Source organism: Shimia sp. (genome assembly GCF_049116215.1).
Taxonomy (GTDB): Bacteria; Pseudomonadota; Alphaproteobacteria; order Rhodobacterales; family Rhodobacteraceae; genus Shimia.
Genome location: NZ_JAGDZB010000001.1, coordinates 280,783 through 306,639 on the forward strand (window position 1 = coordinate 280,783; position 25,857 = coordinate 306,639).

Genomic DNA, 25,857 nt, shown 5'->3' on the forward strand with positions numbered 1-25,857 from the left:
CAGATAGAAGAGCTGCCACACCGGACGCGTCAGGAGCGACATCCCGCAGCAAAGCAGGGTCGTTGTGTGCGCCGGAGGAGAACGTCAGGGAGGCCGATTCACGCGTAAACGCGCAGGGGCCACGAGATAGGCGAGACCTGCCGCCAGACTAGTGTGATACGGGATCACATGGGGTCCGGCGGCAGAGAGGAGATTACTTGCTCAGGCTGGCCGGTGCGTCGACGCGCAGGGACTTCTGCCAACCATCTTGCACGTTGTCCGCCGTCACGGTGATGGCCGGGGCCACAACGAAGGCAGGCACCTCTTCGCCCAGAAGATCGAGCGCGGCAGAGGCGGCCATAGCACGGCCAAGCTCATAAGCTTCATCCGCCACAATCGCGACCACGTTGCCGCCTTTGACCATGTCCAGCGCGATCGGCTCGGACAGGTCCAAAGTCACAATTTTGGTGCTGTCGTTGCCATTGGCGCGCAGTGCGGCCAAAACACCTTCGGCAGGGCCTGCCCAAGTGACAAAGATGCCGCCCAGATCCGGGTTGCGCAGCAGCATGGCGTTGGCAATTTCCTCGGCGCGTGCCGGGTCGCTGATGCCTTGCTCTGCCACAATCTCGATGTTCGGATAATCGGCTTCGATGGTGGTTTTGAACGCGTTGTCACGCTGGTTGGTCACGTAGTAGTCCGCATCGTGATAAATCCAGCCGACGGTGCCGGACCCGCCCATGGAGGCGGCCAGTGCGTCTGCGGCCTGTTTGCCCATCTGGAACAGATCGTCAGTCACGATGGCGGCGTAATCTGCCGGATGGGAATAGCCTGATGGCACGTTGGACAGGAAGCTGAGCGCCACGCCGTTTTCTTTGGCTTCTTCAAAGGCCGCTGCGGAGGTCACTGGGTCCAATGGCAGGGACAAGATGATGCTGGGCTCTTTGGCCATGGCGGTTTCGATATCGCTGCGCTGTTTGGCGGCGTCAAAACCGGCAGAGGCGGTGGCGACAACTTTGATGCCAAGGCGTTCAAATTCGTCGCTGGCACCCGCCGTTACGGCGTTCACAAAATCGGATTGATCATGCCACAAAAGCGCGGCGCTGTGGTTGCCGGACTTGAGCGCGGCGATGTGATTGTCACTGACCTGAACAGCGGTCGAGGCGGTGGCCGCCTCGCCGTTTGGACCAATGGTTTCCGCGCCGGCAGCCGAAGCCACCGACAGGCACGCAGCCGCTACGATGTTGAAGTATTTCATGTTTTCCTCCCACAAAAAACATAACTAGGTTTCGATCACGCCACAGAAGCGGATCATGAAGAGGGCGTAAGCCCTCACGGCATCGAGGTAGGCGTCTATGCAGATGCGTTCCTCAAATGTATGGGCCACGGCGATGTTGCCGGGCGCGCAATATACGGTTGGACAGTCGAGTTGATTGACCCAGAAAGGGGTCTCTGACCAATAAGGGGCGCCGCCGATGCCTCCGCCGGTGGCACCTGTGTCTTTGAGACTAGATTGCAACATGGCGGCGGCGGGGTGATTGCGGTCGATCTCAACCGGAGAGCCGCCTTTCGGGTGGTCGCGTCCCGCAGGATAGTCGAAAGAAATTTCGATATATGGGTCAATGTCGGCCCCGCGCACCACGTTTTCAAACGCAGCCACCGCGTCGGACAAGTCTTCGCCGGGGCGCAGTTTGCGGATCACGGAGAAACTGCACTCGCCGGGTACAGCGATATAGCCGCCGCCAGACAGATGGGTCACGAGCACATCAGACGGGCCAACCAAATCATGATGCGGCTGTTGACGCAGCTCTGCACTGTGTTCCCAGACGGCGGACAGGATTTTATGCGTGGCTTTGAGCGCATCGACGCCCTCATCTGGTGTGCCAAAATAGGCGGATTTGCCGGTGATTTTTACATCCGCGATGAAGAAGCCGATTTGCGCAGTGTAAACATCCAGCTTGGTGGGCTCGACATAGACGGCGAAGTCAGGCTTCGGAACGGTTCCGGATAAGATGCGCTGAGTGAGATCTTTGGCGCCGGCACTGACGCCGGTGCCGACCTCGCCGCTTTCCTCGTCGCCAATGAACGCAAAGCTGAGGTCATTGGCCAGGGTGATGCCAGCGCGATCCAGCAGACGCAGGGCGCCCAAGGAGGCGCAAATGCCACCTTTCAGATCGCAGGCGCCTCGGCCCCACACATGCCCGTTTACAATGGCGCCGCCAAAGGGGTCGTTGCGCGGATCGTCTTCCCAGTGATCCGCCCAGCCACGCACATGAACCGTGTCCGTATGCCCGGTGAACATAAGAGTGCGCCCTGGCTCTGGCCGCGCGCCTTTGCGCAGCCCCCAAATATTGGGACGCCCTGGCAAAAAGTCCCCGGATCGCGGGGCTAATTCCAAACTGGCCATCTGCGTTTGTAGGAACGAAACAAAATTGGCCTCGTTGCCGGTCACACTTTCATGCCGCAAGGCGGACTGCAGCAGCGCGATATCTGCATCACGGTCCTGACAATCCCGGAGTTTTTGCACCAGCGGATCGCTCATAAGCCAACCTCCTGGAAGGTCTGCAAGGCCGGTGGCGGCACTTGAATTTCCGCACCTTTGAGGCCCCCGGTGAACAGGGCCACATGCAAGCGTGACAGGGCGATGGAGGTGGCCCCAGCCAACGCGGCGTGGTTGCCTAGAAGGGTGTTTTCAATCGGGATCGCACCGGGGAAACACTGACGCAGTGCAGGTTCAATCAATGCGGTCAATTCTTTGCGCGCCCCAATGGAGCCGCCAATCACAACACAAGACGGATCCAGCACGGCGGCGATGGCCCCTATTGCCAAAGCGATGTTTTTTGCCGCGCGTTGCAAACACGCTTGCGCTGACTCTTCACCAGCCAGAGCGGCATCAAAAATCTGTGGCACGCTCACGGTGGTGCCGGTGAGCTCTTGATAGTGTGCGATCAAAGCCTGGGTTGCGGAAACACGTTCCAGAGCGCCAACACGCAAGCTTTCCGGATCAAACGGGTCCGCGCCAAACGGCAGATAGCCAACCTCACCGGCTGCCCCTGTGGCGCCACGCACCAGATTACCGCCAATCACCAAACCTGCGCCAATACCGGTGCCGATCGACACAAAGACCAAATCATCGCTGTCGCCACGTTTGGTCATCCAATGCTCGCCGAGTGCGGCCAGGTTCACATCGTTTTCGACAATCACCTCAACACCGACCACCTCTGACAGCGTGCCTGCAAAGTCGATTTCATCAACACCCGGCACATTCGGCGCAAAGGCAATGGTGCCATCTGGCTGCGGCACACCGGGGACGCCAACAACAACGGTGCGGATCGCGCTTGGTTCAATCTCATTTTCGGTGGCCAGCTCTCGGATCAGATCGGCAATTTGTGCGGTCACCGCCACGCCCCCGTCTTTGATTGTGGGAGCCACTGTTTCAGCAACAACTTCGCCAACCAGATTGCAGACGGCGACGCGCACTTTGGTCCCACCAAGATCAACCGCCGCAACCAAAGCAACACGCGGATTGATTTCATAGACCACAGCCCGCCGCCCGACATGTCCTTCGGTCTGTCCGACGGTTTGCACCAACCCGTCGTCTTCCAGCTGCGCCATGATTTCGGAGACCGTTTGCTTTGACAAGCCGGTCATCTTTGCAATCGACGCCCGAGAGATCGGTGCGTAGCTGGTGATCGCTTGTACAATGGTGCTCATCGACAGTTGTCGGGAGACATTTCCTGAAAAAGACACGCGGCTTTCCTTTAGTTCGGTAACTAGACGAACTATTTACGCGGGTCGAATTTCTGTCAACAATTTTAATTGGGGCTTGCTTTCATTGTGAACACACGCACCTCAGAGCGTTGTTTTGGCTAGCTAAATCGAAAGCGACGTCTGAGCAGCGCGACAAGGGTACAGAAAAATTAAGACGGAATAGATGTCCTAAAATTCCGATTTAAGGCCGAATTTGAGGGTGAGAACGCATTTACTCCGTCGAGTCGACGCATTCGCTCTAAGGCATTTTTGCGCCCTGTCACTCAACACTGCAGGCCGTTTCAAATCTTCAATTTGAGGACGAAACTTCCACAAAAGTCATCCACGTCTCGCCGTATTTGCGCTGATCCACCTGCGCGAAACCTTCGGGCGGCACTTGGGGGGTATTTTCTTCCCAAACAATCAAAGCATCGTCGCTGATCCAGCCGTTTTGCACGGCTATGGCCAGAGCTTTCTGACCCATGGATTTGCCATACGGTGGATCAAGAAAGATGAGGTCATAGGGCGCATCCGGGTTCTGCGCCAGGCGGGTGGCGTCAGCTTTGATCAGTTTCGCGCGTTGGGTGCCACAGGTTTTGCGGATGTTGTCGCGGATGAGATTGCCCGCAACACGACCGTCATCGACAAATGTCACGGACGTGGCGCCACGTGACACGGCCTCCAGGCCCAACGCGCCGGTGCCGGCAAACAGGTCCAGCACACGAGCCTCGGAGATAGGATCGCCCAATTTGCCGCCCTGCAGCACGTTGAACAGACTTTCGCGCACGCGATCTGTTGTGGGGCGCAGGTGTTTGCCCTGATCACCTTTGCCAACTGCCGCAAGCGCGATGCCGCGCCATTCTCCGCCAATGATCCGCATGGGAACTCCTTAGAGACGCATCAGGTCTTTGATGTCGGTGTTCATATCCGCCACCATGTCGCGCGACGGGGATTTCCCGCCTTCGATCAGGCGCTTGCCCACCATGTAGTCGCGCGGGGCGTTCATGGCGTCCACGGCCAGAAGCGTGTCGCCTTGGTAGTACCAGAAGGAGGTGGCCCCTGCGCCGCTGTCACGGGTGACGATGGTGTCAAAGCCGGTGTTCAGACCCGCGATTTGCAGCTTGACGTCATATTGATCGGACCAGAACCAAGGCTTGGCGACGTAGGTTTTCTTCGCGCCCAAGATGTTTTCGGCGACCACTTCAGCCTGATCGATGGCGTTGGGCACACTTTCAAGCCGGATGCGGGTACCTTTGTAGGGGAAAGAGGCACAGTCGCCTGCGGACCAGACGTTGGGCGCGCTGGTACGGCCTTGGTCGTCAGTGGCGATGCCATTGTCGAGCGAGAGGCCTGCAGTCTCGGCCAGCGCGGTGTCGGGGCGGATGCCAACGCCAACAATCACAAAGTCCACAGCCAGCTCACGGTCTCCGGAGAGCTTGGCAGTGGTCACGCGGCCCTCGCCAGCGAAACCTTCTAGAGCGGTACCTTCGAGGATCTCAACGCCATGCGCGCTGTGCAGCGCGCGGAAATAATCGCTGGTTTCCTTGGCGGCGACCCGCTGAAGGATGCGATCAGACATTTCCACCAGCGTGACTTTCAAACCTTTGGCAGCAGCCACGGCGGCGGCTTCGAGACCGATGTAGCCCCCTCCGACGATCAGCACGTGGCGGTCTTGAACAAACTCGGGCGCCATGGCGTCCACGTCGGCGAGGTTGCGCACCGTGTAGACACCTTCGAGATCGCCACCGATAGTGGCGGGCAGGCGAATGGGAGACGCGCCAGTGGTCAGAACGAGGTGGTCATAAGAGAGGGTTTCGCTGGGCAGGGAAATTGTTTGTGCCTCGGTGTCGATGGACTTCACGGTCGTGCCGAGGCGAAGGGTGATGTTTTGATCCGCGTAATAGCTCTCTGGCCGCAGGTAGAGACGTTCGAGGTCCATTTCCCCCAGCAGGTACTTTTTGGAAAGCGGTGGGCGTTGGTATGGCGGCGCGGTTTCGGCACCGATCAGGGTGATCTCACCCTCAAAGCCTTTGGCGCGCAATTTGGCCACGCAGGCCGCGCCCGCCTGCCCTGCTCCGATCACAACAACGTGCGTCACGTCACTCTCCCTCAAACCCATTGTCTTAGCCGTTGGCGAGCCTATATCGCAGGTTCAGGGAAACGCAATGAGAGTATCACTATGAGTATTTCGATCGGAGACAAAATCCCCGAAGGCACGCTGATGAAAGTTGGCGGTGAAGGGCCAGAACCGGTGTCGGTGGAAAGCCTGACCAAGGGGCGCAAGGTGGTTTTGTTTGGCCTGCCGGGCGCATTTACGTCCACCTGCAGCAGCGCACATTTGCCCAGCTTTATGCGCAATGTTGATGCGCTAAAGGACAAAGGCGTGGATGAGGTGATCTGCGTGTCTGTGAACGATCCGTTTGTGATGGACGCCTGGGACAAGGCCAACAAGGCGGCGGATGCAGGCGTGACTTTGCTGGCGGACCCGACTGGAGACCTGACCACGGCCATGGGATTGGACTTCAGCGTACCTGCAATTGGGTTTGTGAACCGCTCCAAGCGTTATGCGGCGATGATCGAAGACGGTGAGTTCAAGATCCTGAACGTCGAAGAGGCGCCAGGCACCTGCGAGATCAGCGCGGGTGAGACCATGGTTGCAGTACTGTAAGCATATAGAATGAGGCCTGACGTGCTGCGCGAGCGTGTCAGGCCTTTTCCTTAGGCCTCGCCAAACAACACATCCATTTTGCGTGCCAATTTGGCGTCCAAAGCAGACAGTCCCCCCACGTCATGGGTGATTAGGGTCACCTCGACAGTTTTGTAGACGTTGGACCATTCCGGATGATGGTTCCATTTCTCGGCCCAGATGGCGGCCTTAGTCATCCAGCCAAAGGCTTCCACAAAATTCTCAAACACAAAGGATTTGCGGATCGCATCGCGGTCTTCACAATAAGCCCAGCCACTTTGCAAAAGCGGCTCCATCACCGCATCGCGCGCGGCCTGACTGAGTTTTTCGGTCATTCGTGGTCCTCCTCATTGCCGCGTTTGAACGGGCCGTAGCTGGTGAGCACTTCGACGTCTTGGCTAACCGCCTTCCGCTCCTCCTGCAAATAGCGGTCAATGGCGTCGCGAAAGCCCGGGTCTTGGATCCAGTGCAGTGAGTGGGTTGTCACCGGCAGATAACCACGTGCCAGTTTGTGCTCTCCCTGTGCGCCCGCCTCCACCGAGCCCAGCCCCTGCGTTATTGCCCAGTCCATCGCCTGATAATAGCACAGTTCGAAGTGCAATGCCGGATGATGCTCAACACAGCCCCAGTAGCGGCCAAACAAAGTATCACTTCCGATCATGTTCATGGCGCCCGCAACGGGCACACCGTCGCGCTCGGCAAAGATCAGAAGCGTGTCGTCGCGCATGGTCTGGTGGAGGTTGTCAAAGAACGCGCGGGTCAGATAGGGCGTGCCCCATTTGCGCGCGCCGGTGTCTTGATAGAACCGCCACAGAGCGTCCCAATGGTGCGGTTTGATGTCCTCGCCGGTCAGGCAGGTGATGGTGCCGCCAAAGGCTTGGGCTTGGGCGCGTTCTTTGCGGATGTTTTTGCGTTTGCGGGAGGAGAGCGCCGCGAGGAAGGCGTCAAAGTTATCATAGCTATCGTTGAGCCAGTGAAACTGTTGCCCTGTACGATGGAGCAGGCCCATCTCCTGACCGTTCTGCGCCTCTTTTTCGGTGCAAAAGGTGATGTGCGCACCGCTCAACCCATTGTCGGTTCCCACCTGCACCATGCCTTGCACCAGAGCCGATTGACCGGTGGCCTCCCAGCCCGGACGGGTTAACAGGCGGCGACCTGTGACCGGGGAAAACGGTACAGCGGTTTGCAGTTTCGGGTAGTAACGCCCGCCGGCCTGTTCGTAGGCGTGGGCCCAGTTGTGGTCAAAGACGTATTCACCCTGACTGTGTTGTTTGATGTACATCGGCGCCACGGCGATAACCTCGCCCCCTGCCTTAGCAGTCAGGTGGCGAGGCAGCCAGCCGGTGCCAGAGCCAACACTGCCACTCTCTTCAAGTGCGCGTAAAAAGCGGTGGGTGACAAAAGGGTTTTCTGCGCGACCGGTACCCCTGGGAGAAGGATCGGCGCAGGCATCCCAATCGGCCGCAGACACAGTCTCCAGCGACTGATGCAATGTGATTTCGATGGGATCCCCGTCCATGCGCGCCTCCTTGATGGTAGTGTACCTGCTACGCTGTAGGGCGCGAGACAAATCACTTTTAAGGCAGCCAATTCTAGCCGCCCTTTGGCACATAGCCCTCAAAAGTGACGTTATCGACAATACTGCGCGCCTCTTGCTCCTGTTCCCCGGACGTGACGGTCCAGCAGAGGACTGAGGCACCCTGCGCTTTGATCCTCGCGACCTCAGGCGATTGCAGATCGTCCACGCTGTGACTGATAAAGCAGGCACCAACCGCGTCATAATCCGGAATGGACTTCAGACGCGTCCGAACCGTTTCGGGCAACAGGGGCCATCCGTCAGCATGGAACGGATCAGTGGTCAATCCGCGCGGTACCTCAGGCGCAAGATCTCGCAGGACAGCGACGCTGTGGGGGTTGAAGGCCATAAAAGCCAGTGGTCCGTCATAGCCTTGCACAGCTTGTGTCGCTGACGCTTCCAGATCACCGACGTTGGGGCCCATGATGCCGTCTTGATCTTTGAATTCGATCAGCAGCGGCACGCGGCCAGCCACCAGGTCCAACACTTCGGCAAAGGTTGGGATGCCTTCCTCCCCGCCAATCAACGAAATCGCGCCCAGCGCCGCAGCAGTGTGCTGACGCACGGCGCCCTTGGCTTTCGCCAAACGTTGCAATTGGTAGTCATGGAATGCCATGGCCACCCCGTCTAACGACAGTTGCAGGTCAATTTCAATGCCAAAGCCCTGCGCAATAGCGGCCTCAATCGCCGCCCGGCTGTTTTCCGGGCGGCCATCGTTGACATCATGCAAGGCCCGATGCGCAATGGGCGCATCCAAGAACCGTTTGTCGAGCATTTAGGAGATCTGGAAGATGCCTTCGATTTCCACTGCCACGCCAAATGGCAGCGAACCAGCAGAAACCGCGGAACGGGCATGACGCCCTTTGTCACCCAGCACCTCAACCATGAAGTCGGACGCGCCGTTGATGACTTTTGGCTGATCGGTGAACTCTGGTGTGGAGTTCACAAAGCCCACAAGCTTGACCACTTGAACAAGGCGATCGATGTCGCCACCACAGGCAGCTTTCAGTGCCGCAAGAAGGCCGACGGCACAGGTTTGTGCTGCAGCCACACCTTCTTCGGTGGTCAGGTCCGCGCCGACTTTACCGGTGGTGAAACCTGCTTCGGTCATCGAGATTTGGCCGGAGACATAGACCATGTCGCCCACAACCACATAGGGGACGTAGTTGGCCGCCGGAGCGGCCATGTCCGGCAGAGTAATTCCCAGTTCTTTCAGGCGTGCTTCAATCGCGCTCATCACGTGCTCTCCATATGCGATGTTTGCGGCGACGCTAGTCCGCAAAATCGCATTTGAAAAGCGGGAAATGCAGGTCAGCTTTCACGAAAGGCCCGCACAAAATAATCGGTCAAAGGCTTGGTCAGATATTCCCACGGAGTGCGGTCACGGGTCCGGAAGAAAGCATCCACAGGCATGCCCGGTACAAGGGATGCTTCGGCAGGCAGTTTTTCCACCTCACCTTCCAACAACTCGATTTCCGCCTTGTAGAAAGAGCCACCGGTTTGTTCGTCCTGAAAGGCGTCTGCTGAGACATGGACCACACTGCCCTCAAGATCAGGCGTCGTGCGTTGATCAAAAGCAGAGAACTTCAGGGTAACGGTTTGGCCGGGATACACCTGATCCACATGGATGGTTGGCACTTGCACGGCAGCGATCAAGGGACGGTCTTGTGGGACGATATACAACAGCGGTTCAGCAGGTTGGATAACCGATTGAGAGGCAAAAACCTGCAAGCCGTAGACCAACCCCGCAACAGGTGCGCGGATGTCCAGGCTTTCAATTTTGGACATCAGATGGCGGCGGCGCTCTGACAGCTCAAGTTCACGATAGCGGAGGTCCCGCAGGGTGGTGATGGCTTCTTCCCGACGGGTGCTGGCGAGTGCCAGCGCCTCGATTTCAATTTCAGTAACGCGCCCTTCTGCCTGCGCCCGGCTGGCCTGCAACTCGCCCACGCGGCCAGCCAGGTTGGCCTCTTCCCGACGCAGGGCCAGAACCCGGGTGGCTTGTGCCAGGCCTTTGTCGAGCAGCGCCTGTTGATCCGCCAATTCCGCTTTGATCAGGTCCAATTGTTGTGTGAGCGCGATGTTTTGCGCGTCAATGCCAACGATCTGGCTTTGGATCTGCGCCTTGCGTTTGGCCAGCTGGTCGAGATTTTTGTTGAGCGTGTCAGCACGCGCAGCAAACAAACGGCTTTGACCGCTCATCAGGCCTGCGGCCTCTTGCGAATTTTCCGCGATCGCCACCAAAGCAGGATCAAAGATGATCTCCTGCACCTCGTCCCGTTCCGCCTCGAGCCGGCCGCGCCGTGCCATCAACTCCCAGAGCTGACCTTCGGCCACGGTGAGCTCCAAGGATAATTCGGCTTCATCAAGCTGCATCAGGATTTGGCCCGGCTCAACCCGGTCACCTTCTTCCACCTTGATCTCGGTCACCACCCCGCCGTCGATGTGTTGCACAATCTGACGGTTGCGATCCACCTCCACACGTCCGGAGGTCACAATCGCGCCGGCGATCTCTGTGCCAACCGCCCAGGCACCAAAGCCAATGACCAGAGTGGCCAACGCCAGCCCGCCAATCCAAAGCGGCTTTCGAGCGCTCCATGTTTTCTCCGCGCTCATTGCACACCTCCCGGCCCGATAGAATTGCGCACCTCGTTGTGGTTACGCAGCACTTCCTTGAGCACTTCGTCTTTGGGACCAAAACTGCGTTTTTGTCCCTGCTCAATCACAAGCAGCTTGTCACATTCCTGGATCGCAGCTGGACGGTGCGCCATGATCAACACGCTTTTGCCCGCTTGCTTCATGCTGCGGATCGCGGTGTTGAGCGCCATGGATCCTTCGTTGTCGAGGTTGGAGTTTGGTTCGTCCAGCACCAGAATCACGGGATCGGAGTACATGGCACGGGCCAGACCAATGCGCTGTAACTGACCACCCGACAGGCGACCACCGTGCGCGGACACTTGGGTTTCATACCCATCCGGCAGCTTCAGGATCATTTCATGCGCGTCTGCCTTTTGTGCGGCCGCGATGATTTTGTCAGCCGGTGCATCTTTTTCAAGACGGGCGATGTTTTCGGCAATTGTCCCATCAAACAATTCGACACGCTGTGGCAAATAGCCAATGTAGCGGCCCAGGGCGGCGGGATCGTATTGCTCCAGTGAGGCACCATCGAGACGGATTTTGCCACCTGCGGGACGCCAGACGCCTGTTATGGCCTTGGCCAAAGTCGATTTACCGGCACCGGACGAACCAATCACGCCAATGGCTTCGCCGGGGTTCACGTCAAAAGCCATCATCCGCAATGTGGCTTGTGACTCACCTGGTGGCACGATTGTAACCTGCTGCAATTGAAGTTTGGCGACAGGTGCCGGCAATTCGGTGCGCGGCGGCACCGGCGACACCGTGCCCAGAAGCTCTGCCAGGCTGTTCCAGCCTTTGCGAGCCCGTTGCACAACGGCCCATTGGTTCACCGCCAGTTCGATGGGCGCCAACGCACGGCCCAACAAGATAGAGCCTGCAATCATGGCGCCCGGCGTGATCTCGCCCTCCAGCACAAGATACGCACCGAGCCCAAGCATGGCGGATTGCAAAAACAGGCGGAAGGTTTTGATGGAGGTGGTGAAGCCACCGCCGACATCTGCGGTGTTCATGGTCTCTTGCAGCGACATACGCCGCACGGTTTTCCAACGCTCAAAGGCGGCTTGGCGCATGCCCAGCGCAGATACCAACTCAGCCTCGGACTGCATCTGTGCTGACATGCGGTTGGCATTGTGAGTTGCGGCCAGCATGCGCTCGTTGTGGCGACGTGTGGCAAATTGATTGAAGATCGCTGCGAGAATCAGGGCGCCACCACCTACAATCGCCAGTAGGCCCAGCCAAGGATGGAACAGAGCGATGCCAAAGAAGAACAGCGGCGCCCATGGCATGTCAAAAACCGAAGTCAGGACCGGTGAGGTCAACAGCCGCTGCACCGATTCCAAATCCTGAAGCGCGGTTTCCGAGCCCGTGGATTTGCCGACGGAGGAACGACGCAGAGAGGCATCAAAGACACGTTGATCCAACGCGTCCTGAAACCGGGCTCCGACACGTGCCATAATCCGGCCACGCGCAAAATCAATCAATCCCATGAGGCCATAGAGAAACACGACCAGCAACGACAGCGCAAAAAGTGTTTCGCGAGAGCCACTTCCGAGCACCCGGTCATAGACCTGCAGCATATAAAGCGGTCCGGTCAGCATCAGCAGGTTCACGAAGAAACTGAACACCGCAACGGTCCAGTAAAGACCGCGGCTTTGTGCCCGGACGGAGCGGAGTTCCTGCAATCCGCGTTCTTTGGCTTGTGTGGTCATCAAACGGTCCCTGTATCCCAAGCGCCTCTGTTTGGAAGGAAAGCCCGGTGTATTCTACCTGATTGAACCTCAGGTTTATGTTCCCAAACTGCCACAACATGTGACGAACATCACTATGACATTGGGGTAAGTAATCGATTAAACTAAATGGAGGAGAGTTGTCGCGAAATGAAAAACGTGTGGTCGCCTTTTGAAACTGGTTTCTATGAAAATATTGCGCTCCATTGTACTGACCTTCTGCGTCAGCACAACTCTCACGGCATGTGCCAAGACAGATGTCCCTCCGAGCGGGATACACGATCCGAATGAGGCCGCCAACCGCCGCATTCACACCTTCAATAAAAAGGTGGATACGATCCTGCTCTCGCCCGCCTCTAACGGCTATGGCACGATTATTCCCCGCCCCGTGCGCACAGGTGTCTCCAACTTTGCGGACAACCTTTCCCTGCCCAATGATGTGATTAACAACACGCTCCAAGGCAACGTGCCGCAAGCCGCGTCCTCCCTTTTCCGGTTTGTGTTGAACTCCACCTTTGGGGTGGGCGGCCTGTTTGATCCTGCCACGGCGGCGGGCATGGAGCGCCATGACACCGATTTTGGCGAAACACTGCACACCTGGGGCGTAGGCGAAGGAGCCTACACGGAAATGCCGTTCTTTGGCCCTTCCACTACGCGAGACACATATGGCTTCGCGGTAGACGTGTTCCTTGATCCCTTCTTTGTCATAACCGGAGACGCCCCCCGGTACATCGGCGGCGTGGCGTACGTCGTAAACAAGATGGGGGAGCGGTACGACTATGACGCTACGGTGGATTCGATTCTGTACGACAGCGCGGATAGTTATGCCCAGGCCCGCATTCTTTACCTACAAAACCGCCGCTTCCGCCTTGGAACGCAGGGCGAAGAGACCTATGTCGATCCAGAGTTCGACCCGTACGAGGATCCCTATGCTGATTTCTAAGCTCACACGACGCAATTTCGTCACCCTATCTGCTGCTGCTGGCGCAGTGGCAGCTTTGCCCTCCACCGTCTTCGCTTTGAACGATGCGGAAGCCAAAGCGCTGATCGACAAAGCAGTTGCCGACATCAACAAAGTGATTTCATCCGGCAAATCGCTGGACCGGATGATCAAGGATTTTGAGAAGATCTTTGTGAAATACGGCGACGTGAGCATCATTGCGCGCTCCGCACTTGGTCCCGATGCGCGCGGCTTGAGCAAAAGCCAGCTGAACAGCTACACCAAGGCGTTTCAGGGCTATATCTCCCGCAAATACGGCAAGCGTTTCAATGAGTTTGTTGGCGGCAAGGTTGAAGTGACCGGTGGACGGCAAGTGAAAAGCTTCTATGAGGTCAACGCCAAAGTGACCCTGCGCGGCCAGAAACCCTTCAAAGTGGCCTTTCTGGTGTCCGACAAATCCGGCAAGGATAAATTCTTTGACCTGATCATCGAGGGCATCAGCTTGCGCCTGTCTGAGAAGGCCGAAATTGGTGCAATGCTGGATCGCCGCAAAGGCGACATCAACGGGCTGATTCAAGACCTGAAAAAAGCCGGCTAAGCCGACTCACCGGCACAATTCGGCAGGCCGGATCAATTCCGGCCGCCAAAGATGTCGCGCAGGATACCGTTCACAACCCCATCAATCCCCTGATTTTTGCGCGGTCGCGCGGGCTGTTTTGGGGCATTTTGCGGCTTGGGCGTGAACGCAGGCAGTGGTGTGGGCGCCATACCTTCATGAACACGTACCATGGCTTCGCGCCAGATTTCAGCTGGCAACCCGCCACCTGTTACGCCGGTCAGCGGGGTGTTGTCGTCATAGCCCATCCAAACACCAGCGACATATTCATTGGTAAAGCCAATGAACCAGGCATCGCGCGCCGCCTGTGTGGTGCCGGTTTTGCCCGCCACCTGCCAGCCGTCCATCTTGGCGCGCCCGCCAGTGCCTTCGCTGACCACTTTCTCCATCATCCAGATCAGCTCACGTGCGGCCGCGTCAGAGATCACGCGCTCGCCAATGCCGCCACCGGTGCCCATGAGCGCATTGTCCTCCCCTAAGAGGCGCAGTTCAACCAAACCGTATGGCGTCACCGAGGAGCCGCCATTGAGAATGCCCGCATAGGCGCCCGTCATTTCCAACAGGCTGCTCTCAGAGGCGCCGAGGGCCAAAGCTGGGCCAGCGGCAAGATCATTTTCGATGCCAAACATGCTGGCAACGGTACGTACGTTTTCACGGCCAGCCTTCTCAGAGACCTTTACAGCCGGGATATTCAAAGAATTCATGAGGGCAAACGTCAGGGAGACATTGCCGTAGTGTTTGCCAGTGTAATTTTTGGGGCACCATTGGCCGGACCCAGCGATGTTGAGGCAGTACGGTTCGTCCAACACCTTGTCATCATAATGTCCGCCGCGTTCCAGCGCAGTGGCATAGACAAAGGGTTTAAAGGCGCTGCCGGTTTGGCGTTTGGCCTGCGTGGCACGGTTGAAAGCACCGGACACTTTGGTCTGACGACCTCCGACCATGGCACGCACGGCGCCGTCAGCAGACATGACCACAATGGCCGCCTGCGCTTTGGAGCCTTCGCGCACCTTGTTTTCAAACACCCATCTCAAGCCATCTTCCGCAGCCTTCTGGATACGTGGATCCATGGTGGTTTTTAGGATCACGTCTTCTGTGGTGTTGCGGGTGAAGAATTCCGGGCCGGAGGACATCACCCAATCGGCAAAATATCCACCGGCATTGGCTTTGGCCGCAGCAGACAAGGTTGCAGGCTTGGTCTGATAGTATTTGGTGTCTTTGTCGGACAGATAGCCTTGCTCGTTCATCAACCGCAGGATTGTGGCTGCGCGATCCTGAGACCGTTTCAAGTTGGCTGTGGGCGCCAGGGAGGACGGCGCGGTCAAAAGACCGGCAATCATGGCGCCTTCAGCTGGCGTCAGGTTTGCAGCAGGCTTACCAAAATAACGCTGAGACGCGGCCTCGGCGCCATAAGCGCCGCCGCCCATATAGGCGCGGTTGAGGTAAACCGAGAGGATTTCATCCTTGGTGTATTTGACCTCCATCGCCATGGCGTAGACAGCTTCTTTGACCTTACGGCCGAGAGAGCCACGACGGCAGTCGCGCACGTAGTCCGCTTCGCTCTCCCAGGCGCTGGCGTCATATTCCACGCCGAGACACAGGAGTTTTGCTGTCTGCTGCGTTAAGGTGGAGCCGCCGTGACCGGACAATGGTCCTCGACCTTCGCTGAGGTTGATGCGCACGGCGCTCGCAACCCCGCGCGGGCTGACGCCGAAGTGACGGTAGAAGCGTTTGTCCTCGGTGGCGATGACCGCGTTTTTGAGGTGTTTGGACACGGTATCAGCCGTGACCACACCGCCAAACTGATCCCCGCGCCAAGCAAAGACCTTGTCCTCACGATCCAGCAAGGTGACCGACCCACGCGCGCGGCCGTCCAACAGTTCGTCCACCTCAGGCAGGGTTGCGTAGACGTAAGTCACAGCAAGACCAACCATAATGCCAACGACAACGGAGGTGCGCCAGACAATGGTCCAGATCAGACGCAGGATCCAGCGGATGATATTGCTGAAGAACCGGACAATTGGATTGCGTGACTGTTTGCGGGGGCGCTTGGGCGCGGATTTACGACGTAGAGGACGCTTGGGGGCAGGCTTGGCTTTGGATTTGGTCGGCTTGCGCGCAGGCTTGCTGGCTTTGCGCGTGTAGCGCTTGTCCGCCACCAAAGGTGGTTTCCGACGTCTTGAATCACTCATGCTCTGCCCACTGCCCGGGATGTTGTTTTACGCATTTTAGCGTGTGTGACCGCCGATGTAGACCCACCGAATGGGGCAAAGCCGTTCTTTCACCGCCTATTTTTCCAGCAAACCACCTGTCTTGCTTATTTTTTCAGCTATCAAACTAAATTTTTGCCCAAAAACCAGCCTCAGACCTTCGTTTTTTGGGAGCTGCTGCGCTTTTCTGCAGGTGCAAAATTCGCGGGGCACTCCCCGCTACCGCCAAAAGGGGAACAAGGTGAAACTGATTATCGCAACGATCAAACCGTTCAAGCTGGAGGAGGTCCGCGAGGCGCTGACCGAGATCGGCGTGCGCGGCATGATGGTCACTGAAATTAAGGGCTTCGGCTCGCAATCCGGCCACACAGAAATCTACCGCGGTGCCGAATACGCGGTGAACTTTGTGCCCAAGGTCAAGCTCGAACTCGTGGTTGCCGCCAACATGGCCGACCAGGTGGTCGAAACCATCACCAACACCGCTCAGACCGGCAAGATCGGTGACGGCAAAATCTTCGTACTGGACGTGCAGCAAGCCATTCGCGTGCGCACCGGCGAAACGGATGCAGACGCCATCTAAGGCGCCGCAAGGAAGGAATACACTGATGAATACCCTCGCAAAACTGGCCCTGCCCGCCGCGCTGATCGCGCTGCCGAGCCTTGGCCTGGCCGAAGAAGGTCCGGTGCCAGGCGTAAATGCCTCCACCGACACTGTCTTCATTCTCAACTCACTGCTGTTCCTTGTGGGTGGCTTCCTCGTGTTCTGGATGGCGGCGGGTTTCGCCATGCTGGAAGCGGGTCTCGTACGCTCCAAAAACGTGACCATGCAACTGATCAAGAACATCTCTTTGTTCTCGCTGGCCGCGATCTTCTACTACCTGATCGGCTACAACCTGATGTACCCGCTGGGCACATGGTCTGTGGATGGCATCCTGTCCGGCGTCTGGGGCCCCGGCGTTCTTGAAGCGGTAGGTGTGACCTCTGATGCGGCGGATGACTATTCCTACGCCTCCACCGGTTCCGACTTCTTCTTCCAGCTGATGTTCTGTGCCACCACCGCGTCCATCGTGTCCGGTACTCTGGCGGAGCGTATCAAGCTGTGGCCGTTCCTGATCTTCACGATCGTTCTGACTGCCGTGATCTATCCACTGCAGGCTTCGTGGAAATGGGGCGGTGGTTTCTTGGATGCAGCTGGCTTCCTGGACTTCGCTGGTTCGACCGTTGTGCACTCTGTGGGTGGCTGGGCTGCTCTGACCGGTGCCATCATCCTCGGCCCACGTATCGGCAAGTACAACAAAGAAGGTCGTACCGTGCCAATCCCAGGTTCCAACCTGACCCTCGCCACTCTGGGTACATTCATCCTGTGGCTCGGCTGGTTCGGCTTCAATGGCGGCTCCCAGCTGGCGATGGGCACCGTGGGTGACGTGGCAGACGTATCCCGCATCTTTGCCAATACCAACACTGCGGCAGCAGGCGGCGCCATCGCGGCTCTGATCCTCACCCAGATCCTGTACAAAAAGCCTGACTTAACTATGGTTCTGAACGGCGCACTGGCGGGCCTCGTGTCCATCACCGCAGAGCCGCTGACCCCATCCCTGGGTGCAGCCACTCTGATTGGTGCAGTTGGCGGTGTGATTGTGGTCTTCGCGGTTCCATTCCTGGACAAGCTGAAAATCGACGACGTGGTTGGTGCCATCCCAGTACACCTGATCGCCGGTATCTGGGGCACAATTGCGGTTGTCTTCACAAACGGTGACGCGTCCCTCGGCACCCAGCTCTACGCCATCGTTGTGGTCGGCCTGTTCACTGTGATCGTCTCCGGCATCGTCTGGTTCATCCTGAAAGCCACCATGGGTCTGCGGGTTGACGAAGAGACCGAGATCAACGGTCTGGACATGGCGGAGCTGGGCATGGAAGCCTACCCAGAGTTCTCCAAAGGCTAAACACCCCCAAGAGACACAATAATTTGACCCGGGCCGTAGCGGCCCGGGTTTCTTTTTGCCGAATGGAGACGCGACAGGCTGAATGCGGGCTGCTACCCTCACGACATGCGATATTTTGTTTTACTGATAGTTGTTGCCGCCCAGACGGCGTTGGCCGATCCGGCTCAGGTCACCGATGTAAAAGCCACGCAAAGCGATGCAGGCTGGCGCTTTGATGTCACCCTTGAACATCCGGACACAGGCTGGGACCACTATGCGGATGGCTGGCGTATAGAAACCGAGGATGGCCAGGTTATGGGCACCCGTATTCTGGCGCATCCGCATGTGAACGAACAGCCGTTCACGCGCAGCCTGTCCCACGTTTGGATTCCACCTGAGATCACCACGATCTATGTGCGAGCTAAATGCAACCAAGATGGTTGGGGAGAAGAGACCGTTGAAGTGCCTTTGAAATAACGAAGGCGCCAGATGGCGCCTTCTTCCGAATTGGAGTGTCTCAGCGTTCCTAGTGCACGGTCACTGGCCAGAAGTTGTTTTGGCGGGCCAAGTCAAAGGCCAATCCGCGTTCTTTCACCAGCGCCAACCGCTCGCCATCGGTGGCGTGCACGGCAAACAAGGTTTCAGCACCGTCTGCCTCTTCCTGCATCTCTTCAGGAAGATCAGAGACCATAACCTCACGCACATAAACGGTGCGATCTTCAGCAACTTCGTTCTGTGTTTCATCATTGTGCATGAGTCTATCCTTTGTTGATTTGAATGGTTTGAACAACGGTCTCTGGCCGCGCGTGCGATAGGTCGATGTGCAACAGGCCGTTTTCCATCGAGGCTTCGCCAACTTCGACACCGTCGGCGAGCACAAAGCTGCGCTGGAACTGCCGAGAGGCAATGCCCCGGTGCAAAAACACCCGTTCACTTGCATCCTCAGAGGATCGGCCACGAACAACCAATTGGCGGTCTTCCACGGTGATGCTCAGATCTTCCTCACGAAAACCTGCCACAGCCAGCGTGATGCGATAGGCATAATCAGCCGTCTGTTCGATATTAAACGGGGGATAGCCCTCAGCGGATTTGGCGGTCCGTTCGAGGAGGCGTTCGAGCTGTTCAAAGCCCAGCATGTGGGGATGTGACCCCAAAGAAAGTTTGGTCATTGACCCGTCCTTGTGCAAAGCGACAGACTGCGCCGAGATCCCTTTCTGGCAACCTCGCGCTCTATGAATATGGGACAGCATGTCCTGTGCTGCAAGTGTCGCGACGCGGAATGCTAAACAGGTAATCAAAAAATGGACCAATCGCCTTCTTTTCAGCGGGTCAGGAAAGCCCTATCTTAGGAGTCCGTTTAGGCTAAGGACCCAGACATGAATGCCACCACTGACCTTTCAATGAAAACCGACGACGTTTTGCGTGTCGAGCTGGAGGTCTTCAAGCAAGAGCACCGCGATCTGGACGAAGCGATCAATGCTTTGGTGCATCGTGGCACGGGGGATCAGCTGACGATTCAGCGCCTAAAGAAGCAGAAGCTGCGCCTCAAAGACATCATTTCGCGGATTGAAGACCGGCTGACACCGGACATCATTGCCTAAGCAAGTGCCTTATCGGCGGCGTTTGCTGCGTTCTGTGTCGATATCAAACAAAGCACGTGGATAAGACATGCCTGTTTCGGTGTCGCCCAAACGAATGGTTGTGCGGCCACCATGTGCGTCCTGAATCACCCACTCATCAAGCGTGACCGGAGATGCCGAAAATTTCATCTGAATGCGCCCGATGTCCGGATTTTGGGGGTCTTGCGCGGTGACAATGGTATGTTTGCCATCAAATGTGTGCCCCACCACGGCATTGGCGGACTGTAAGTTCACTTTGCGCGCCAGAATGATCGACAATGGCGTGCGCTTCAAAGGGTAGGTCTCAGGTTCACCTTTGGCGCGGTTGTCAAAAATCGCCACAGCATTGTTGGACGCAAGCACCAGAGCTTTTTGGGGCGGATCATATTCAAACCGCATCTTTCCGGGGCGCTGAATAAACAGCGTACCGGTCTGCACCGAGCCATCATCCGAGATTTGCATAAAGTCGGACTTCGCGGTTTTCAGCGTGTTGAAATAGGCGCTGATCTGATTGAGCGACAGCTTTTCCGCCATAGCGGGAACTGCGGTGGCCAAAGACATAATGGCGGCGGTGGCAAAGATTTTGAGTTTGGTCATAGGTCCAATATAGGGGCGCTTTGCCCGCTTACCCTGATACGCGTTACAAAAAAATGTGATTGGGCCTGGGCATCACTGCTCAGGCACCAGAATTTCGCGTTTGCCAACATGGTTGGCCGGGCTGACGAGCCCCTCGTCTTCCATTTGTTCCACAAGACGCGCAGCCTTGTTGTAGCCAATGGCCAGCTTGCGCTGGATGTAAGAGGTCGAGCACTTACGGTCCTGAATGACAATGGCCACAGCGGAGTCATAAAGCGCATCTTCGCCGTTGGTGTTGACACCTGTGTTCAGGCCTAGAACCGCGTCGATATTGTCCGCTTTGTCGTCAGCCGGGCCATCAATCACGCCGCCAATATAGCTTGGCGGGCCGAAGCTCTTGAGGTGGTTCACAATTTCCTCAACCTCTTCGTCGCTCACAAACGGGCCGTGGCAACGCGTGATCTTGGCGCCACCCGCCATGTAAAGCATGTCGCCCATGCCCAGGAGCTGCTCCGCACCCATTTCACCCAGGATCGTCCGGCTGTCGATTTTCGACGTCACCTGGAAAGAGATCCGGGTTGGGAAGTTGGCTTTGATCGTACCGGTGATCACATCCACGGACGGGCGCTGCGTGGCCATGATCAGATGGATACCCGAGGCACGCGCCATCTGCGCCAAACGCTGGATGCAGGCTTCGATTTCTTTACCTGCCACCATCATCAAGTCGGCCATCTCATCGACGATCACGACGATGTAAGGCATTTTCTCGGGCACAATCTCTTCGGTCTCAAACACCGGTTCACCCGTGTCGTCATCAAAGCCAGTTTGAACTGTGCGTGAGAAGGTTTCGCCTTTGGCCAGCGCATCCGCCACGCGGCTGTTGTAACCGTCAATATTGCGCACGCCCATTTTGGACATCTTGCGATAGCGCTCTTCCATTTCGCCAACGACCCACTTCAGCGCCACAACCGCCTTTTTCGGGTCGGTCACAACAGGGGAAAGCAGGTGTGGGATGCCGTCATAGACCGACAATTCCAGCATTTTGGGGTCGATCATGATCATGCGGCACTCATCCGGCGTCAGGCGGTAGAGCAGCGACAGGATCATGGTGTTGATCGCCACAGATTTACCGGAGCCGGTGGTCCCTGCAATCAACAAGTGCGGCATTTTAGACAGGTTGGCCACCACAGGATCGCCGCCAATGTCTTTGCCCAGCGCCAGCGGCAGCTTCATGTTGCTGTCGCCAAAGTCGCGGGCCGCGAGGATTTCACGCAGCACCACCTTTTCGCGGTTTTCGTTTGGCAATTCGATGCCAATCACCGAGCGCCCCGGCACGGTAGACACACGCGCAGACAACGCCGACATGGAGCGGGCGATGTCATCAGCCAAACCAATCACGCGGCTGGCCTTAAGGCCCGGCGCGGGCTCAAGCTCGTACATGGTCACAACCGGACCTGGGCGGACGGAGACGATCTCACCTTTCACGCCATAGTCATCCAGAACGGATTCCAGCATGCGGGCGTTTTCTTCCAACGCATCGTCAGAGAGGTGATGGCGCTGAATTTCCATTGGGCTTTCCAAGAGACCCAGCGGTGGAAGTTCATATTCGGACTGGCTTTCCTCAAACGCCAGCGAAGGCTGCGCCTCCTCTTTGGCCCGTGTGGAAGGTTGCACGGATTTGATAACCCGCGGTTGCACTACTTTCTTAGGTTCCGCTGTGGGAATGGGCGCCATGCGTGGCTGCGGAGGTAACGGCTCAGCAATTGGAGCCGCCTCATATTGTGTGGCTTCATCTGCCGGCGCAGGGTCCATCACCTGTGGTGCAGACATGTGAGCCGCAACAGCTGCCGTGACAGGTGCAGAGAGCGGTGGCTCAGCACGGGTCGGTGTTGGTGTGGCTGTCAAAGGCGGCTCCGCCTGCAACGCCACGTGATGCTCTGGGGTGTCATCCTCCAACACCAAAGGATCGGGACCACGGCCGCGTCCCTTGGTCAGCGGCTTGTCACGATGCAATTCAGGAGGCGCAACTGGAGCACCTGCACGGGCCCGGGTACGCATCACATCCGCGATCTTGGCGCTGATACGCTCTTCCTCAGGCTTCACATCCCAATCATCAGAGAAGACATTTTCAACCAGTTCCGGCTCCGGCATGGGGTCCGGCGCAGGCCCTGCGCGCTTGATCAGCGCTGGCATGCGCAAACGTGGCTTTGGACGCTCTTCTTCCACTGGCACATACGGCTCGGCCACATCCTCGACCACTGTTTCTTCCCACGCGGCCTGTTCCGCCTCATAGTGCGCTTGAGCCTCTTCGCGACGCTCGACGCGACGGGCTTGCGCGGTTTTGGCCGCCTGGACCGCGCCAGAGGCGCTGCGGCCCAACAGGCGCATGATGCCGTCATATGTCAGCACCAGCCCAATCATGAAGCGACGGGCAATGTTACCCAGTTCGATACGGGTGAAGCCAAGTACAAACGCGCTGGAGAGCACAAACACGACGCCAGCCAGCATGGACATCAATTTCACACCAGATTGCGCGCCAATTGGCAGGATGGTCAGCAGCGCGCCCATAACCGTGTCGCCAAACAAGCCACCAAGGCCAAAGGCATGGATCCACTCGGCACCGGGGGCCAGTGTGGAGGCGTAGATTGCCGCCAAGGCCAACATAATGGGCGCGAAGATAATGCGGCTCTGCGCCCGTTCCTCGCCAAAGTGGAAAGCAAATCGCACGCCCCAAACACCAAGAATCAGCGGCAGGCCAAAGCTGCCCCAGCCGACGATGATAAACAGTGGTGCCGCGATAGACGCGCCCAAACGTCCCAGCAGGTTTTCCACCGGGGCGTCGGTCACAGAGATCCAGCTTGGATCTGTTGGCGAATAGGAGAGAATTGTAGCCGCCAACAAAACCGCCACTACAATCAATGCAATGCCGATCAGCTCTTTGCCGCGTTTTTCCACAGCGGCCTGGGTTGCACTATCCAACAAGGGTCCGCGTCCGCGCGCTTGATATGCCATGATCCACCTCGTCTCTTCTTATCCGTAGAGGCAGTTGCGCAGCTTGGTCAGCGCGTCTGCCACTTCGTTTTGGGGCGCTATAAGAGCAACCCTGATATATGTCTTACCGGGGTTCACCCCGTTTACATCGCGGCTCAGATAGGCCCCGGGCAGCACTCGAATGCCTGTCTCTGTCCACGCCTCGATCGCGGCCGCCTCACCGTCTTCCACAGGCATCCAGAGAAAGAAGCCTGCTTCGGGGCTTTTGTAGCCCGGCACACCAGCGAAAATTTTATCCGCCAGATCAAATTTTTCCGCATAAAGGCGACGGTTTTCAATTACGTGGTCTTCGTCATTCCAGACCTTCTCAGCCGCCTTTTGCAGAGGCAACGGCAGCGGAGCGCCGGAATAGGCACGCAGTTGTTTGATGCGGCGCAGGCTTTCTGGGCCACCGGCGACAAATCCGGAGCGCAGGCCAGGCAGATTGCTGCGTTTGCTCAGCGAATGAAAAATCAACACGCGCTCTGGATCAGCGCCAACCTCTTTGGCGACTTCGAGCGCACCGGGAGGCGGCGTATCGCGGTAGATCTCGGAATAGCACTCATCCGCGAAAATCTGGAAGTCGTGCTTCTCAGCCAAGTCGATCAGCACTTTCCAATAGTCACGATCCGCCACAGCGCCCTGCGGGTTGGCCGGAGAACACACATAAGCAATCGCAACCCGATCGAGGTCTGCTTCAGACAGCGAAGCAATATCCGGCAAATGGCCACTGGCCTCGGTGGCGGGCACAAAGCGCGCCTCCGCACCAACCGATTGCGCGGCCACGGCATAGACCTGGTAGAACGGGTTTGGCGTCAGGATCAGCGGCTGTTGGCCGTTTTTTTGCTCCGGGCACAGCGCCATAGCGGCGTTGTACAGCCCTTCGCGGGTGCCGTTGAGCGCCATGACCTGGGTCGCGGCATCCACTTTCACGCCATAGCGGCGGTCAATCCAGCCTGCTATGGCGGATTGCAATTCAGGTGTGCCATCGTTGGGGGGATAACGGTTGAAGCCTTCCGCGTGGGCCACAATTTCATCCGTCACCCACGCTGGGAACGCATGTTTGGGCTCGCCAATGGTCATATGCACCACTGGGCCGCCGGGCTCCAAATGGTCAAGCAGCGCCCGCAGACGCGGAAACGCATAAGCCGGTAGGTTCGAAAACCGCTCGGGGAAAGTCATATTCGTACTGCCTCAATATCGGGATCATTGCGTCCCGTTTTTTTCCAAGTTACCCAAAGGTCTTTGGTGCGTCCACTAAAATGCCGCCCAATTTTGGGCTTGTGTCCTCTGCGCCACCCTCCCGTTTCGCAGCCATGGACACTGTCGCGCGGGCAGGCTATTCCACGTTCATTATGGCCAAGAAGCAAAAGAACTCTGACCCGAATTACAAAGTGATCGCCGAAAACCGGCGGGCACGGTTTGACTATGCCATCGAAGACGACATCGAGGTGGGCATTGTTTTGTCCGGGTCTGAGGTCAAAGCTCTGCGAGAGAAATCCGGCAACATCGCGGAAAGCTATGCAGCGGTTGAGGACGGCGAACTGTGGTTGGTGAACTCCTACATCGCGCCGTATGAACGGGCGATGTTCCCACATATGGAACGCCGCAAACGCAAACTTCTGGTCAGCAAAAAACAACTGTCCAACTTGTGGAATGCCACCCAGCGCAAGGGCATGACAATTGTCCCGATTGTGATGTACTTCAATCACAAGGGTTTTGTGAAAATGAAGGTTGGCATCGGCAAAGGTAAGAAAAATCACGACAAACGTGCCACCGACGCCAAGCGTGACTGGGGCCGCCAGAAGCAACGGCTTCTGCGACACGGCGACTAAGACTCTGTGTAGGCTTGCAGCCACATCTGATCAATCTGCGTGATTTTTTCTGGGTCGATCTGATCCAATATTTCCCAATATCGACCGCTTGGCGCGTCATACCCCAGTGCGGCCTCGGCACTTTGAATTCTATTGACTGCAAACACGGGCCGCACCACCGGTGCAGACAGATCACGCAGCTGAGACGCATGAAACCGCTCGTAAGGCAGCACACTTTCCAAGCGGGAAAGGTTGACGCAGGTGCAGCCCTGCGCGGCCGCGATCAGCCCCAATCGCGCGGCCTTGGCCTCCAAACTCTGCAGCGACACATCTTCGCGCAGGGGATCCGCCACGCCAGTGCCATAGAAATGTGTGTGGCCCACCGTGGGGTAGACCATGTCACATCCAATAAAGGCCAGCACTTTGGGCTTAAACGCCGCCAATGCCCAATAGGCCGCAGTAAACGCCATGGTCCCACCGGCAAAAAGCACGCCGCCAAAAGTGTTGTTTTGCGGAACATAGTCTTGGTAGGTCACTTCGATCTGCGCAGAAGCCTGAGAGGGCGGATGGCGTTCTTCGGGGAAATCTTCTGGATGAATGAAGTGGCTCCAGTCGTCGCGCACTCGCCACGCGTTGTTGAGCACCACCAAATGGTCAAACATGTCGCGAGACCAGCTTTGCGCCTCGGTTGCGTTGGGACCGCTGCCCAAAATCACCACCACATCTTGCATTGAGATTTCCCTCTTCGCTTCCCCTCAGTACGAACAATACAGCCAGC

26 protein-coding genes are annotated in these 25,857 nt (G+C 57.4%); 8 read left to right on the top strand and 18 right to left on the bottom strand.

The features are described 5' to 3' along the window. Window positions 1-193: 193 nt before the first annotated feature. The 5 genes from JXR15_RS01400 to JXR15_RS01420 all read right to left on the bottom strand — a co-directional run bounded on the left by JXR15_RS01400 (window position 194) and on the right by JXR15_RS01420 (window position 5,824). Window positions 194-1,234, bottom strand: coding sequence for a substrate-binding domain-containing protein (locus JXR15_RS01400; RefSeq protein WP_422051456.1), 1,041 nt, complete (start codon window positions 1,232-1,234; stop codon window positions 194-196). A gap of 24 nt (window positions 1,235-1,258) precedes the next feature. Beyond that, on the bottom strand, window positions 1,259-2,518 hold the full coding sequence (locus tag JXR15_RS01405; RefSeq protein WP_422051457.1) for a M20 family metallopeptidase: 1,260 nt from the start codon (window positions 2,516-2,518) through the stop codon (window positions 1,259-1,261). Then, window positions 2,515-3,726 carry an ROK family protein gene (locus tag JXR15_RS01410; protein ID WP_422051458.1) on the bottom strand — a complete coding sequence of 404 codons (1,212 nt, stop codon included), beginning with the start codon at window positions 3,724-3,726 and terminating at the stop codon, window positions 2,515-2,517. The genes JXR15_RS01405 and JXR15_RS01410 overlap by 4 nt, the downstream gene beginning before the upstream one ends. Window positions 3,727-4,036: 310 nt before the next feature. Further along, on the bottom strand, window positions 4,037-4,606 hold the full coding sequence (gene rsmD / locus JXR15_RS01415; protein WP_422051459.1) for a 16S rRNA (guanine(966)-N(2))-methyltransferase RsmD: 570 nt from the start codon (window positions 4,604-4,606) through the stop codon (window positions 4,037-4,039). Between the two features lie 9 nt (window positions 4,607-4,615). Beyond that, a complete protein-coding gene (locus JXR15_RS01420) occupies window positions 4,616-5,824 on the bottom strand; it encodes an NAD(P)/FAD-dependent oxidoreductase (protein WP_422051460.1) in 1,209 nt (402 codons plus the stop codon). 81 nt (window positions 5,825-5,905) lie between these two features. Here JXR15_RS01420 and JXR15_RS01425 point away from each other — a divergent pair, with 81 nt between their 5' ends. Then, a complete protein-coding gene (locus JXR15_RS01425) occupies window positions 5,906-6,394 on the top strand; it encodes a peroxiredoxin (protein ID WP_422051461.1) in 489 nt (162 codons plus the stop codon). A 50-nt stretch (window positions 6,395-6,444) separates the two neighbouring features. Here JXR15_RS01425 and JXR15_RS01430 read toward each other — a convergent pair whose 3' ends face one another. The 6 genes from JXR15_RS01430 to JXR15_RS01455 all read right to left on the bottom strand — a co-directional run bounded on the left by JXR15_RS01430 (window position 6,445) and on the right by JXR15_RS01455 (window position 12,334). Continuing rightward, window positions 6,445-6,747, bottom strand: a complete 303-nt coding sequence (locus JXR15_RS01430) for a 4a-hydroxytetrahydrobiopterin dehydratase (protein WP_422051462.1) — start codon at window positions 6,745-6,747, stop codon at window positions 6,445-6,447. Next, window positions 6,744-7,931, bottom strand: a complete 1,188-nt coding sequence (locus JXR15_RS01435) for a GNAT family N-acetyltransferase (RefSeq protein WP_422051463.1) — start codon at window positions 7,929-7,931, stop codon at window positions 6,744-6,746. Before JXR15_RS01435 ends, JXR15_RS01430 begins: the two co-directional genes overlap by 4 nt. 73 nt (window positions 7,932-8,004) lie before the next feature. Next, complete coding sequence (locus JXR15_RS01440; protein WP_422051464.1) at window positions 8,005-8,763, bottom strand: glycerophosphodiester phosphodiesterase family protein; 759 nt, start codon at window positions 8,761-8,763, stop codon at window positions 8,005-8,007. Then, window positions 8,764-9,225 (bottom strand): RidA family protein, encoded by a 462-nt coding sequence (locus JXR15_RS01445; protein ID WP_422051465.1) that lies wholly within the window; start codon window positions 9,223-9,225, stop codon window positions 8,764-8,766. 74 nt (window positions 9,226-9,299) lie between these two features. Continuing rightward, entirely contained in the window at window positions 9,300-10,604 is a 1,305-nt protein-coding gene (locus tag JXR15_RS01450) for an HlyD family type I secretion periplasmic adaptor subunit (RefSeq protein WP_422051466.1), read from the bottom strand. Beyond that, window positions 10,601-12,334, bottom strand: coding sequence for a type I secretion system permease/ATPase (locus JXR15_RS01455; RefSeq protein WP_422051467.1), 1,734 nt, complete (start codon window positions 12,332-12,334; stop codon window positions 10,601-10,603). Before JXR15_RS01455 ends, JXR15_RS01450 begins: the two co-directional genes overlap by 4 nt. Window positions 12,335-12,539: 205 nt before the next feature. On the opposite strand from JXR15_RS01455, the gene JXR15_RS01460 reads away from it, so the two are divergent. Both JXR15_RS01460 and JXR15_RS01465 read left to right on the top strand, forming a co-directional pair. Next, window positions 12,540-13,295, top strand: coding sequence for an MlaA family lipoprotein (locus tag JXR15_RS01460; RefSeq protein ID WP_422051468.1), 756 nt, complete (start codon window positions 12,540-12,542; stop codon window positions 13,293-13,295). Further along, entirely contained in the window at window positions 13,282-13,890 is a 609-nt protein-coding gene (locus JXR15_RS01465; RefSeq protein WP_422051469.1) for an MlaC/ttg2D family ABC transporter substrate-binding protein, read from the top strand. Before JXR15_RS01460 ends, JXR15_RS01465 begins: the two co-directional genes overlap by 14 nt. Window positions 13,891-13,922: 32 nt before the next feature. Here the strand turns inward: JXR15_RS01465 and JXR15_RS01470 are convergent, their stop codons facing one another. Further along, complete coding sequence (locus JXR15_RS01470) at window positions 13,923-16,100, bottom strand: transglycosylase domain-containing protein (RefSeq protein WP_422051470.1); 2,178 nt, start codon at window positions 16,098-16,100, stop codon at window positions 13,923-13,925. A gap of 259 nt (window positions 16,101-16,359) precedes the next feature. Between JXR15_RS01470 and JXR15_RS01475 the strand changes: the two genes are divergently transcribed. From JXR15_RS01475 to JXR15_RS01485, 3 genes are all read left to right on the top strand, one after another. Continuing rightward, window positions 16,360-16,698: a P-II family nitrogen regulator gene (locus JXR15_RS01475; RefSeq protein ID WP_164644704.1), complete on the top strand. Its 339-nt coding sequence runs from the start codon at window positions 16,360-16,362 to the stop codon at window positions 16,696-16,698. Window positions 16,699-16,723: 25 nt separating this feature from the next. Beyond that, window positions 16,724-18,061: an ammonium transporter gene (locus JXR15_RS01480; protein WP_422051471.1), complete on the top strand. Its 1,338-nt coding sequence runs from the start codon at window positions 16,724-16,726 to the stop codon at window positions 18,059-18,061. Between the two features lie 105 nt (window positions 18,062-18,166). Next, window positions 18,167-18,517, top strand: coding sequence for a hypothetical protein (locus tag JXR15_RS01485; RefSeq protein ID WP_422051472.1), 351 nt, complete (start codon window positions 18,167-18,169; stop codon window positions 18,515-18,517). A gap of 49 nt (window positions 18,518-18,566) precedes the next feature. Here JXR15_RS01485 and JXR15_RS01490 read toward each other — a convergent pair whose 3' ends face one another. After that, window positions 18,567-18,794, bottom strand: coding sequence for a DUF1150 family protein (locus JXR15_RS01490; RefSeq protein ID WP_422051473.1), 228 nt, complete (start codon window positions 18,792-18,794; stop codon window positions 18,567-18,569). 4 nt (window positions 18,795-18,798) lie between these two features. Next, window positions 18,799-19,209: an Hsp20 family protein gene (locus tag JXR15_RS01495; RefSeq protein ID WP_422051474.1), complete on the bottom strand. Its 411-nt coding sequence runs from the start codon at window positions 19,207-19,209 to the stop codon at window positions 18,799-18,801. 207 nt (window positions 19,210-19,416) lie between these two features. On the opposite strand from JXR15_RS01495, the gene JXR15_RS01500 reads away from it, so the two are divergent. Then, complete coding sequence (locus JXR15_RS01500) at window positions 19,417-19,641, top strand: YdcH family protein (RefSeq protein WP_422051475.1); 225 nt, start codon at window positions 19,417-19,419, stop codon at window positions 19,639-19,641. 9 nt (window positions 19,642-19,650) lie between these two features. Here JXR15_RS01500 and JXR15_RS01505 read toward each other — a convergent pair whose 3' ends face one another. The 3 genes from JXR15_RS01505 to JXR15_RS01515 all read right to left on the bottom strand — a co-directional run bounded on the left by JXR15_RS01505 (window position 19,651) and on the right by JXR15_RS01515 (window position 24,447). Continuing rightward, window positions 19,651-20,256: a LolA family protein gene (locus JXR15_RS01505; RefSeq protein ID WP_422051476.1), complete on the bottom strand. Its 606-nt coding sequence runs from the start codon at window positions 20,254-20,256 to the stop codon at window positions 19,651-19,653. A gap of 72 nt (window positions 20,257-20,328) precedes the next feature. Continuing rightward, complete coding sequence (locus tag JXR15_RS01510; protein WP_422051477.1) at window positions 20,329-23,247, bottom strand: DNA translocase FtsK 4TM domain-containing protein; 2,919 nt, start codon at window positions 23,245-23,247, stop codon at window positions 20,329-20,331. A gap of 18 nt (window positions 23,248-23,265) precedes the next feature. After that, window positions 23,266-24,447 (bottom strand): aminotransferase class I/II-fold pyridoxal phosphate-dependent enzyme, encoded by a 1,182-nt coding sequence (locus tag JXR15_RS01515; RefSeq protein WP_422051478.1) that lies wholly within the window; start codon window positions 24,445-24,447, stop codon window positions 23,266-23,268. Between the two features lie 173 nt (window positions 24,448-24,620). Between JXR15_RS01515 and smpB the strand changes: the two genes are divergently transcribed. Continuing rightward, on the top strand, window positions 24,621-25,100 hold the full coding sequence (gene smpB / locus JXR15_RS01520) for an SsrA-binding protein SmpB (protein WP_422052228.1): 480 nt from the start codon (window positions 24,621-24,623) through the stop codon (window positions 25,098-25,100). Here smpB and JXR15_RS01525 read toward each other — a convergent pair. After that, the gene (locus JXR15_RS01525) at window positions 25,097-25,810 is read right to left on the bottom strand and encodes a hypothetical protein (protein ID WP_422051479.1); all 714 of its coding nucleotides are present in this window, start codon (window positions 25,808-25,810) and stop codon (window positions 25,097-25,099) included. The genes smpB and JXR15_RS01525 overlap by 4 nt on opposite strands. Window positions 25,811-25,857: the final 47 nt, after the last annotated feature.